Origin of the sequence: Streptomyces beihaiensis (assembly GCF_026274175.1) — a bacterium.
Classification (GTDB): Bacteria; Actinomycetota; Actinomycetes; order Streptomycetales; family Streptomycetaceae; genus Streptomyces; species Streptomyces beihaiensis.
In genome coordinates this window covers 1-10,475 of sequence record NZ_JAPHNL010000102.1, presented here as the reverse complement: position 1 = coordinate 10,475, position 10,475 = coordinate 1, and the positions used below count along the sequence as shown (strand labels likewise).

General features: G+C 66.8%; 11 protein-coding genes and 1 tRNA gene. 8 read left to right on the top strand and 4 right to left on the bottom strand.

Annotated features, from left to right (window positions below):
• Nucleotides 1-136 precede the first annotated feature (136 nt).
• The gene (locus tag OFY01_RS11705) at nucleotides 137-1,375 is read left to right on the top strand and encodes a tyrosine-type recombinase/integrase (RefSeq protein ID WP_266598972.1); all 1,239 of its coding nucleotides are present in this window, start codon (nucleotides 137-139) and stop codon (nucleotides 1,373-1,375) included.
• A 97-nt stretch (nucleotides 1,376-1,472) separates the two neighbouring features.
• On the opposite strand, the gene OFY01_RS11700 is transcribed toward OFY01_RS11705, so the two are convergent.
• Complete coding sequence (locus tag OFY01_RS11700; RefSeq protein ID WP_266598970.1) at nucleotides 1,473-1,817, bottom strand: hypothetical protein; 345 nt, start codon at nucleotides 1,815-1,817, stop codon at nucleotides 1,473-1,475.
• Between the two features lie 594 nt (nucleotides 1,818-2,411).
• Here OFY01_RS11700 and OFY01_RS11695 point away from each other — a divergent pair.
• Entirely contained in the window at nucleotides 2,412-3,248 is an 837-nt protein-coding gene (locus OFY01_RS11695) for a DUF3800 domain-containing protein (protein ID WP_266598968.1), read from the top strand.
• Between the two features lie 354 nt (nucleotides 3,249-3,602).
• Here OFY01_RS11695 and OFY01_RS11690 read toward each other — a convergent pair whose 3' ends face one another.
• The gene (locus OFY01_RS11690; RefSeq protein WP_266598966.1) at nucleotides 3,603-4,835 is read right to left on the bottom strand and encodes a helix-turn-helix domain-containing protein; all 1,233 of its coding nucleotides are present in this window, start codon (nucleotides 4,833-4,835) and stop codon (nucleotides 3,603-3,605) included.
• 153 nt (nucleotides 4,836-4,988) lie between these two features.
• Nucleotides 4,989-5,351 (bottom strand): winged helix-turn-helix domain-containing protein, encoded by a 363-nt coding sequence (locus OFY01_RS11685; RefSeq protein WP_266598964.1) that lies wholly within the window; start codon nucleotides 5,349-5,351, stop codon nucleotides 4,989-4,991.
• A gap of 173 nt (nucleotides 5,352-5,524) precedes the next feature.
• Here OFY01_RS11685 and OFY01_RS11680 point away from each other — a divergent pair, with 173 nt between their 5' ends.
• Genes OFY01_RS11680 through OFY01_RS11660 form a run of 5 tightly spaced genes read left to right on the top strand, consistent with a single transcriptional unit; the run spans nucleotide 5,525 to nucleotide 9,408 of the window.
• Nucleotides 5,525-5,905 carry a hypothetical protein gene (locus tag OFY01_RS11680; protein ID WP_266598962.1) on the top strand — a complete coding sequence of 127 codons (381 nt, stop codon included), beginning with the start codon at nucleotides 5,525-5,527 and terminating at the stop codon, nucleotides 5,903-5,905.
• Nucleotides 5,902-6,654 (top strand): hypothetical protein, encoded by a 753-nt coding sequence (locus OFY01_RS11675; RefSeq protein ID WP_266598960.1) that lies wholly within the window; start codon nucleotides 5,902-5,904, stop codon nucleotides 6,652-6,654. The genes OFY01_RS11680 and OFY01_RS11675 overlap by 4 nt, the downstream gene beginning before the upstream one ends.
• On the top strand, nucleotides 6,651-8,072 hold the full coding sequence (gene repSA, locus OFY01_RS11670) for a replication initiator protein RepSA (RefSeq protein ID WP_323135499.1): 1,422 nt from the start codon (nucleotides 6,651-6,653) through the stop codon (nucleotides 8,070-8,072). Before OFY01_RS11675 ends, repSA begins: the two co-directional genes overlap by 4 nt.
• Nucleotides 8,072-8,284, top strand: a complete 213-nt coding sequence (locus OFY01_RS11665; protein ID WP_266598958.1) for a helix-turn-helix domain-containing protein — start codon at nucleotides 8,072-8,074, stop codon at nucleotides 8,282-8,284. Before repSA ends, OFY01_RS11665 begins: the two co-directional genes overlap by 1 nt.
• Nucleotides 8,284-9,408, top strand: a complete 1,125-nt coding sequence (locus tag OFY01_RS11660) for a tyrosine-type recombinase/integrase (RefSeq protein WP_266598956.1) — start codon at nucleotides 8,284-8,286, stop codon at nucleotides 9,406-9,408. The genes OFY01_RS11665 and OFY01_RS11660 overlap by 1 nt, the downstream gene beginning before the upstream one ends.
• 90 nt (nucleotides 9,409-9,498) lie before the next feature.
• Here OFY01_RS11660 and OFY01_RS11655 read toward each other — a convergent pair.
• Nucleotides 9,499-9,571 (bottom strand) — tRNA-Arg (locus OFY01_RS11655).
• A 387-nt stretch (nucleotides 9,572-9,958) separates the two neighbouring features.
• Between OFY01_RS11655 and OFY01_RS11650 the strand changes: the two genes are divergently transcribed.
• A complete protein-coding gene (locus tag OFY01_RS11650; protein WP_266598955.1) occupies nucleotides 9,959-10,408 on the top strand; it encodes an SPW repeat domain-containing protein in 450 nt (149 codons plus the stop codon).
• Nucleotides 10,409-10,475: the final 67 nt, after the last annotated feature.

Sequence of the window (10,475 nt, the reverse complement as noted above, 5' to 3'; positions counted from 1 at the left end):
CCCGGCCAAGCGCAGGGAACCCGCACCACAAACCTCATAGCGTCACAACCGTCTCACTGGACTTGAAATCTTCCGCGCCGCGACGCTGCTCCTGCCGCTCCCGCCGGTGCCCAGCGGAGACTGGGAGGGGTGCTAGTTGGCGCGGGTCTGGATCGAGGACCGCATAGGGCACGCGACGTACGCGCGTGCCGCAGCAGATGCCAAGCGGGCGGGCCGTACGCCACCCGGGCGCTACCGAGTCCGCTGGTACGACCCTGACGGCAAGCCGAAGATGAAGACCTTCGTCCGCAAGGTCGACGCCGAGGCGGAGCGGACGAGGATGGAGTCCCGTCTCAACGACGGCTCCTACCGTGATCCGGCCGCCGCCCGGGTGAAGTTCGCGGAGGTTGCGGAGTCCTGGCTGGCCGCCCAGATCCATCTCAAGCGTTCGACCCGGGGCCGCTATCGCGGCGTTCTCGACGTCCATGTGATCCCCAGGTGGGGCACCACTCCGCTGGACCGTATCCAGTTCGAGGACATCGCCGAGTGGCTCGCGGACCTACTGTCCGGCGAGGCGACCGGCGGCAGGAAGCTCAGCCCCCGGTCGGTCCGCAAGGCGTACGTCGTCCTCAGCCGCGTTCTCGGCTATGCGGTCAAGGCCCGTCGGCTGGCGGTCAACCCGGCTGTCGGCGTGCCGCTGCCGAAGGCTGCGCCGGCTGACCACGTGTACCTGGACGACATGCAGGTCGACGCGCTGGCCAACGCGTCGGGCGCATACCGGGTGTTCATCCTGCTGCTGGCCTACACCGGCCTGCGCTGGGGTGAGGCGTCCGCGCTGAAGGTGGGCCGCGTGGACCTGGCCTCCTGTCGAGCCCACATCGTCGAGGCGTACGCCGAGGACAACGGCAAGCTCTACCTCGACACTCCAAAGAACCATGAGCGTCGGTCCGTACCGATCCCGCGGTTCCTGGCAGAGGAGTTGAAGCCGCACGTCCAGGGGCGGGGAGATGAGGAATTGCTCTTCACCGCCCCTCAGGGCGGACCGCTGAGGGCGCGGAACTTCCGTCAGCGGTTCTTCGCACCGGCGGTCGTGAAGGCCGGGCTGGGCCACCTCAAGGTCACCCCGCACAAGTTGCGGCACACGGCGGCCTCGCTCGCAATCGCCAGCGGCGCGGACGTCAACGTCGTGCAGACGATGCTCGGCCACAAGTCCGCGACCCTGACGCTCGACACGTACGGGCACCTTTTCCCTGACCGCCTCGACGAGGTGTCGAAGAAGATGCACAAGCGCCGCGCCAAGCAACTGGCCAAGGCGAAGGCCAAGCTGGAGAAGGCGGAGAGGAGGGCCCGCAAGGCCGCCGAGGAGGTGGCCGCCCTGGAGGGCGATGCCGCGTGATGTGTGCCTGGATCAGTGCCGGGAAGCCGTAACCGAGGGAGGCCGCCCCGCCGCACCAGCGCGGCGCGGCGGCCCCTTGCGTCTGCCTCGGATCGGGTCAGCCGCGCGGTCGGAGGCTCTGCTGCCGGGCCCGGTCGATCGCAGCAGCGGCCGCATCGCCGGCTAGTCGCTCGATCTCCTCGGGCACCGCCCGCTCGTCGAGCACGAAGAGCCGGTCACCCACGAGACGGGTGGTGGTCTTCCAGCCGAGACGACGACCCGCTTCCCGAGCGGCATGCCGGACGTCCTTGAGGTCGCCCAGCTCGGCAAGATCGTCGCCGCTCAGGATCAGCTGCCCGTAGTAACCCTGGTATTCGGGCTTGAGCGCGGCTCGCATCCTCGATTCAAGCCGGTCGATCAGCTTCTCGTACCGGCGCCGGGCCAGCTCGTCCTTGTCGGGCATCCTGCACAGCTCCCCACCATCCGCGCGCACGGCATGTGTGCCATATGTGTGCTGCAAGCGCAGGAGCCCTCCCGTCCGATGGACGGAAGGGCCTCTGACCAGGTGTTTCTCTGTGCCCCCGGCAGGATTCGAACCTGCGACACCCGCTTTAGGAGCGAGGTTGGGCGACGGCAGGCGTGACCTGCGGATTCGCTACCTTGATTGGGCCCAGTCGTGTGCCCCGCATCGCACCTCGGTTCCCCGTGAGTCCCTGGCTGTTCTGGCACGGGAGTGGCACGGCTGCCTTCTCTCCTGGCTAGCCGGGTCAGTCAGCAGTCAGCGACAGTCGACTTGATCAGGACGCGCGGCTTCCCTTCGGTCTCCCTGTCGACTAGGATCCCGCTTGCACTGAAACCAGGGCGATCCTAGTCGACAGGGACTCGCGCACTTGGGTGAAACCCCAGGTCAGCGGCACAGCCTGATGTCCAACGCGTTGGGCTTGCGTGCTCCGGCTTCTGTGTGCTTCACTTGCAGCAGCATAGCTAACTGGTGAATAGGGGAAACCTGAACACCACATCCTAAGGCCGCCCCAAGGGGCGGCCTTAGCGCTATGTTATGGCGGTGCATATTTGCTACCTGGATGAGTCCGGCGGCTGTGAGCCCGACGATGCTGGCCCAAGTGCAACCCCTGTGATGGTCATCATGGGGCTAATTGTTGAGGCAGCTAAAGTTCCTGCCCTCACGCGCGACTTCCTCGATCTGAAGAGAAGATACTTTCCAGGAAGATTCGCTCAAGGTCCTGCTCTCGATCATGTCCTGACCGAGATAAAAGGCTCGGAAGTTCTTCAGATGACGCGCTCATCCTCTCGCAATAAGAGGCGTCAGGCGGAGCGAATTCGGAAGGACTTGCTGTCGATTGTGGAGTCTCATGAGGGGATGATCGTCGGTCGTGTGTGGGTCAAGGCGGCTGGCACTCCCCTCAAGCCCACGCCGAGCTACTGCTACGCAGTGCAGGACATTGCTCGACACTTCGGCGAGTTTCTGCAGGTCAATTCGTCGGAGGGGCTGATCATTGCGGACGGTCGGGTGCATGCCTCCAATGTGAAGGTTGCGCATTCGATCTTTACACAGAAGTGGCGGACGGGTGGTGATCCTTTCGGCTCGCTCCGTGAGGTTCCGGTTTTTTCGCACAGCGAGAACCATGTCGGAATCCAGTGCGCGGACTTGATTGCTTCTACGCTGGTATTCCCGATGGCTGCCTCGGCGTATGGTCCCGGAATCTCTGGTAATCCGCACAACTCGGGGACCTATCACGGAGTCAGGAAGATGTTTGGTGAGCGAGTCAAGGGGCTTCAGTACCGATATAGAGATGAGACGGGTCGGTGGCGTGGCGGTCTTGTCGTGAGTGACCAGAAAACACAGAGGCCCGGGTCATTTCTTTTCAAGTCGTAGCTTTGTTGGCTGCAGCCCCCACGACCGATGGGCGGCACGCGGTTGGTGGAGCGGCTTTGGGGCGAGTGATCATGGCCCGTTAAGCTGATGGCGAGTCGGGCAGTCTGTGGACCTGCCCGTTAAAGCACGACGTTGGGCCATGATCTTAGAGGCTCGCCCCAAAGTGGCTGCCTAAAGCCGTGGAGCCGACCGCCCCAGCCACAGAGGGTGTTTCCTGACCTTCGCCCGCATGCACGCAGCGCGCCGCCGGGCGCGGCCAGCCGGGGCGAAGACAGGAGGCAGGCCGCGCCGCAGAGGCGGCGCGCGCCCGCGCCGTGCGCGGGCCTTGATGAGGTAGAGAAACCTGTAACGCGCCTACTTGGTGCGGCTCAGGGCGTTCAGGTGCTCAAGGTAGCCCCGGCCTGTGGTCTCGCCCGCGAAGTCACGGTTCACGATCGCGGCAAGTTCACGGCTGACCAACAGCAATGACGGCAACGATTGCCGATCACCCTTCAGGGCCCATTCGCCGTAGTCCACGGCTTGCTCAAGATCCCCTTGCCTTGCTGCGACGACTCCCAGCGTGACGCGCGCTTCGGCCATCCGCATCGGCGACTTTTCCGCGCCGTCGAAGTCCGTCCCGACCCGGATCACCTCGTTCGCCAAGGTCTCTGCCATGGCGTCCTCACCCAACAGGCGATAGCAGTCCATCGCGTAGAAGTCGAACTTGGCCGGGTCCACCACGAAGTGGTGATCAAGGTTCTCGGGGTACGGCATACCCTCCAAGAGCTTCCGTCCGCGATCAAGAGCGACTTCGGTCTTCCGGCGGTCGCCTACCCTCGCCCAGCCCTTCGCTTCGTGGGCCGCCAGTTGGACGGCGACGCCGTGATTCGGGGCGACCTCGGTGCCAGCCTGGGCGGCGGCCAGGATCCCGTGATAGTCCCCAGTCGTGAGCGCGAACCATGCGCGCATCTCGTGGGCCCATCCGGCTACCTCGGTGTTGTCCGCCTCGTTCGCCAGCGAGAGGACCGCTCGGCGTGTGGTCTCGGCGGCGGCCCGGTTGCCCATGTCGTACTCGACACAGCCGACGAGCAAGGCCAGCCAAGAGGAGATCGTGAGTACCTCGCGGTGTTGCGCCAGCGTGAGCCGCTGCGACTGGAGACCCGCTACACGCTTGAGCCACTGTCGACCTTCAAGGGCGAGTTGATCACTCGGCATGTACGGGTATTCCGAGCAGAGCCGATCGGCGGTGATCCTCAGCGCGTCCAAGGTCGCGTTGTCGACGTCAGACGCCTGCATGCGGCTGAGGATTTCCATCGTCTCCATGCCGCTCGCGGCGATGATCTCGGCATTACCGTCACGCCGAACAGGTACGGGGAAGATCGCGTGCGTCACGGTGCCGAAGGTGGCGGCAATGATCGGCTGGTAGAACTCGCTCGGCGTGACCTCGCCGGACTCCCAACGCTTCCACTGACGGATCATGCTCGATCCATCGGGCAGCCTCTTGGGAGAGTGCGCCCGCAGCGCCGCCACAGCTTCCGCCTGCGTCCACTGGCGCGCTTCCCGCTCGGCAGCAATGCGCCGCGCCCATGCCGGTCGTTCGTCGCTCATGGTGCCCTCCCGTCAGGGTGTGTGCTTCGAGTCTGGCACTTCAGCGGCCGATGACACGGCGGGTGACAAGCGGCTGTCACCGGAGCTGTCCCCCTGTGACACCCGCGCTGTCACTGGCTGGGGAGTCACGCTGCGCGCATGGTGGATCACACGTTAGGCGCTGCTCGTGTGATCGGCTCGCTTCTCCAACTCGGCCACTCGGGCGGCAAGTTGTCGGATCTCGGAGTGGATGGCATTGATCTCTTCTCGACTAACCTCGTCGGTAGGCGCATCGTCACCGTTACGGATCGTCGATTCCTGGACGAAGTATCCACGCGTCGGCACGGACTTGATCAGTCCCTCATCCATGAGGATCTGGAGCGCGTTACCCACGGTCACGGGCGTGACGTCGAAGCGGTCAGCCAGGGTGCGCAGTGATGCGAGTTTCCCACCCTCGGGCATGGCAGCGATCTCGGAGCGCAGCGCGTCAGCGATCTGCACCTTCTTGGGCCTGAGGTCGTCGTCGGTAACGGACATGAAGCGAGCGTATCGACTAGGGCGAATTAGTACACCCTATGTCGCCAGACGTCTTGCGCTCTACCTTGCTATATAGCAACCTATGTCATGCGGCTGAACGGGCCGCGTAGCCCGGGGGCGACGCCCTACCGCCAAGCAAGTCGTCGCCCCCTTCGTCCCCGAAGGGAAGTTCCATGATGCCTTCGACGTGCACCGCTTCGCGAACTGGGATCATCGCTCCGGCCCTGCTGGCCACGCTGCCTGAGGTGGCGTTGGTCCTCGCGCTGTACGCCTCGGACTACACCCACGACCGTCGCCCGGACCTGGCCAAGGTCGCGGGGTTCATGGTCGACGGTGCGAACCGGCTCGGTGTGGCGGAGCTGATGGGCCGCACCTGTGACCTGGTCGGCTTCTGGCAGATGTGCCGCGACGACACCACCACCCGTGAGGCGTGGGACGCGCACCGGTCCCGCTTCGACACCTACCGGCTGATCCACTGCACCCTCAACCGGAGCCAGTTCGCGACGGTCCGGCGTCACCTGCTCGCCCTCGACGCTGAGGCGGTGGCGGCATGACGACGACCCTCGACCGTTTGCAGTCCTGCGGGAACGAGCGGCTGCGGGGCGCGATGATCGCCGCGAACGTGACCTGTGAGGCACTGGCCGCGCACGTGGGCATCGACGCCAAGAGCGCGGAACGCTGGCTCGCCCTGGGCCGCACCCCGCACGCCCGCCACGCCCACGCCGCCGCGAAACTGCTGCACGCCGACCCCTACCACCTGTGGCCCGCCATGGCTGAACGCCGCCGCTCGGTGGTCGCCCCTCAGGCTGAGGTCGTCGCCTCCTACACGACCCGCTCCACGGTCCCCATGGAGCTGTGGCGCCAGGTCCTCGACTCCGCCTCGGCCACGCTGGACCTCGCGGTGGCGAACCTGGTCTTCCTCGCCCACGTGGCCGGTGACCTGCCCGCCCTCCTCGCTGAGAAGGCGGACGCCGGGGTCCGGGTAAGGATCGTGATCCCCGAGACGCTGACCGGCCGGGCCGCGCAGATCGCTGACGCGCTCGCCGTGCTGGCCGACCGGCCCGGTATCCAGCTCGCCACCCATTCCGGGCTCGTGGCTGACGTGCTGCGCGCCGATGACGATCTGCTGGTGTCCACTCCGGTGGACGGCATGGTGCCGTCGCTGGCGCCGGTCCTGCACCTGCGGCGTCTGGGTCCGGCCCCGCTGACCGGCTGCTACATGGCCAGCCTCGATCACCTCGTGATGAGCGCAGAGCCGTACATGCCCACCCCTGCGGTGCCGCTGCGGGCGGTGAGCGCGTGACCCGCTTCCCCGTAGCCCCGGAGGCCGTGGCCGGTGCTGCGGCCTCCCTGGGCACCGACCCGCTCACCCTTGCCGACCTGCTCCGCGTGGCCAACGCGCCCGGCTTCGACCGCTGGCAGGAACAAGTCCGCCGCACGGGCGGCTGCTCGAACCCGATCCACCTGCAAGGCTCGACCGTTACGCGCGACGCTGCGACCGGCCAGGTTCTGTACTCCTACAGCACCGAGCAGGAACCGGGCGGACGCCTCCGGGTCGCCTGCGGCAACCGGCGGGCCTCCCAGTGCCCGTCCTGTGCCTGGACGTACGCCGGGGACACCTACCACCTGATCCGTTCCGGCATCACCGGCGGCAAGACCGTGCCCGACACCGTGCGGGACCACCCGAGGGTCTTCGCCACCCTCACCGCCCCGAGCTTCGGGCCGGTCCACAACCGCCCCGCCTCCGGCCACTGCCGCTGCGGCACCGACCACACCGAGGACGACCCGGCCTTGGGCACAGCCCTCGATCCGGAACGGTACGACTACGCGGGTGCGGTGCTGTGGAACAACCACGCCGGGGACCTGTGGCGCCGCTTCACGGTCTACCTGCGTCGGGAGATCGCCACCCGCGCGGGCCTGACCCAAGCCGCCCTGAAGGAGGAGTGCCGGGTCTCCTTCGGGAAGGTGGCCGAGTTCCAGAAGCGCGGCGCGATCCACTTCCATGCCGTGGTCCGCCTCGACGGCCCCGAAGGTCCCGACACCGCCCCGCCCGCCTGGGCGACGACCGTGCTCCTGGACGGGGCGATCCGCGCTGCCGCCGCCCGCGTCTCGGTCCCCCTCGCATCCGCCGGCACCTACCCCGCCCGCTCGCTGGAATGGGGAACGCAGATCGATGTGCAGCCCATCGGCGCGCTCGGACACGAGGAACTGACCGAGCAGGCGGTGGCCTCCTACGTGGCCAAGTACGCCACCAAAGCCGCCGAGACGACCGGCACCGTCGACCGCCGCATCGGGGAACGCTCCGAGCTGGAACGGCTCCCGCACCTGCCCGCGCACACCCGCCGCCTGATCGAAACGTGCCTGGACCTCGACGACGCCTACCCGGACCGGATGCTGGCGCGCTGGGCTCACATGCTCGGCTTCCGTGGCCACTTCTCCACGAAGTCCCGCCGCTACTCGACCACCCTCGGGGCCCTGCGACAGGTGAGGGCCGACTACCGCGCCCGCCAGGAACGCCAGGAACGCGGCTACTCCGAAGACCTCGACGACACCGAGGGCTCCACGCTCGTACTCGCCCACTGGACCTACGCCGGACACGGCCACACGCCGGGTGAGTCCTGGTTGGCCGCGTCGATCGCAAACGACATCCGTCTGAACCGGGAGATCGCGCGCGAAGCACTGGCTGACATGCCCGATGACGAGATGGAGGGGGAGTGGTGATGGCTGATCAACTCTTGGACGTGAAGCAGGTCGCTGCACGTCTCGGTACGGGTGTCCGCTTCGCGCGTCGTCTGATCGAGGAGCGTCGAATCGCCTTCGTCAAGGTCGGTCGACATGTCCGCGTCTCAGAGCGAGTGCTGGACGAGTACATCGCTGCGAACACCGTGCAGCCGGTGACGATTCGGCCTGGCGCGCTTCGGAGGGTGGCCTAATGGCGAACACTCAAGGCAGGCGTCGTCGGTTCGGTTCGGTCCGACAGCTCAACTCCGGGCGCTGGCAGGCCCGTTACCGGGACCCTGTGACGGGGCAGCTTCGAAGTGCAGAGGAGACGTACGCCACCAAGACCGATGCAGAAGTCGCACTGACCCACATCGAGGCGGACATCACCCGTGGCCAGTGGTCCGACCCTGACGCGGGCAAGGTCCACTTCGGCGAGTACGCCACTGCATGGCTCAAGGACCGCAAGCTGGCCGCCCGTTCGCGTGAGCGGCACGAGTCGGTTATCCGACTACATCTTCTGCCCACCTTCGGTGAGCGGCCACTCTCGTCGATCACGACAGCACAGGTCCGAGCATGGCGCACGAAGTGTCTGGAGCGGACCGGTGAGCCGACAGTGGTCAAGGCGTACCAGATCATGCGCGCGGTCCTGAACACGGCCGTTGACGACGAGCTGATCCGTCGAAACCCGTGCCGGATCAAGGGAGCCGACAGCTACGACGTACCCGAGCGTCCCACCCTCACGGTGGCCGAGGTGTTTGCCGTGGCCGACGCGATCGCCCCGCGCTACCGGCTGCTCGTCCTCCTGGCTGCGTTCACCGGTCTGCGCTTCGGGGAACTGGCCTCGCTCCGTCGGCGGGACGTGGACACCGAGAGCGCTGCCCTCATGGTCCGACGCTCACAGGCGGAAATGCAGACAGGCGCGCTCTTCGACAAGGCGCCCAAGTCCGATGCCGGTGTGCGGCCGGTGGCCTTCCCGACCGAACTCCTGACGGACGTGAAACGGCACCTCGACAGCTTCGCCGGGGCTGGCCGCGACGGTCATGTCTTCCTTGGCCCCCAGGGCGGTCGGCTGCGGCGAAGCAACTTCCGGGATGACTGGATCAATGCGCGGACCAAGGCGAAGGTAACCCCAGATGTGCATTTCCACGATCTTCGGCACACTGGGAACACGCTCGCCGCGTCCGGCGCGAGCCTGCGGGAGCTGATGACCAGGATGGGGCACAGCACTCCGCGCGCGGCGTTGATCTATCAGCATGTGGTCAGCGGACGCGACCGTGAGATCGCTGATCGGCTTGGCTCGATGATCCGCAAGACGCGAGGGGAGGCGGACTCCTAGCCGACCTTGTGGCACGTGTGTGGCACGGCCGTGATCATGGCGAAGGGCCAGTTCGAGGGGATCAAGCCCCTGAACTGGCCCTTAGTCGTGTGCCCCCGGCAGGATTCGAACCTGCGACACCCGCTTTAGGAGAGCGGTGCTCTATCCCCTGAGCTACGAAGGCGAACGCGTTGCTCCGCCGGAGAACGTGTGGGGATCTGCGGTGATGCCGCAAGGTCCCACGCGTTCTTCCGCTGGAGCTGTGCAGCGCGCACTGCCCGTGGAGGCTGCGCACCGGCGCCAGTGTAGCGGGTGAGCCCTGGTGGTGGGGCGGCGGCTGAGGGGGGGGCTGAGCCCTGGTGGTCGCCAGTGGCCGGGGGCGCCCTGTGGCAGGCCCGCGCCGTGCCACAGCCGGATGTCGCGGGGGTTGACGCGGTGGTTGATGCGGCGTCGCAGCGCTGGGCAGGGCGCCGAGGATGCGCTGAACGGCGAAACAGAGGGACGTTCGGCCCACGACGGGTACTCGGGTGCGGCCGCACGCTGTAGGCGAGAGACCTTGGAGGTGTCTGACATGGCCGAACGTACATTCCCGGGTATCGCGGAACACCCGGACATCCTTGCGCTGCGTGCTCACTCCGAGCGGGCCACCACCAACGTGGTGGCGCAGGTCCTGGAGGGTCTTGGCCTGCTGGCCGGGCTGTATCTGGCGGCCTCGGCGTGGATCGTCGGCTTCGAGGGAAGCCTGCCGACGCTCGCCGTGACCAACCTGATCGCCGGCGTGGCCTACGTGTTCTTCATGGGCGGCGGAGGCTTCGGCTCAGCCTACGAGCGCACGCACGCGATGAGCTGGGCGGCCGCGGGGATCGGTGTTTTCACCATCATCGCTCCTTGGGCGGTCAACGCGTCCAGGAACGCGCACACCACCGCCGAGGTCGTCAGCAACGTCATCGTCGGCGGACTGGCCGTCTGCTTCGCCGCCGGGACCGCGGTGCTCGGCATGATGGCGAGTCGACGTTCTTGAAGCGCAACACTTGAAAGGCGGGACCGGTAGCGGCGTCGGCGCGGCGGACCCCGGGCGGTCCGCCGCG

Excerpts from the sequence above, each read along its gene's own strand:
- OFY01_RS11700 (WP_266598970.1), bottom strand. The coding sequence starts at position 1,817 with ATGCCCGACAAGGACGAGCTGGCCCGGCGCCGGTACGAGAAGCTGATC.
- OFY01_RS11665 (WP_266598958.1), top strand. The coding sequence starts at position 8,072 with ATGGCTGATCAACTCTTGGACGTGAAGCAGGTCGCTGCACGTCTCGGT.
- OFY01_RS11685 (WP_266598964.1), bottom strand. The coding sequence starts at position 5,351 with ATGTCCGTTACCGACGACGACCTCAGGCCCAAGAAGGTGCAGATCGCT.
- OFY01_RS11680 (WP_266598962.1), top strand. The coding sequence starts at position 5,525 with ATGATGCCTTCGACGTGCACCGCTTCGCGAACTGGGATCATCGCTCCG.
- OFY01_RS11650 (WP_266598955.1), top strand. The coding sequence starts at position 9,959 with ATGGCCGAACGTACATTCCCGGGTATCGCGGAACACCCGGACATCCTT.
- OFY01_RS11660 (WP_266598956.1), top strand. The coding sequence starts at position 8,284 with ATGGCGAACACTCAAGGCAGGCGTCGTCGGTTCGGTTCGGTCCGACAG.
- OFY01_RS11695 (WP_266598968.1), top strand. The coding sequence starts at position 2,412 with ATGGCGGTGCATATTTGCTACCTGGATGAGTCCGGCGGCTGTGAGCCC.
- OFY01_RS11675 (WP_266598960.1), top strand. The coding sequence starts at position 5,902 with ATGACGACGACCCTCGACCGTTTGCAGTCCTGCGGGAACGAGCGGCTG.
- OFY01_RS11690 (WP_266598966.1), bottom strand. The coding sequence starts at position 4,835 with ATGAGCGACGAACGACCGGCATGGGCGCGGCGCATTGCTGCCGAGCGG.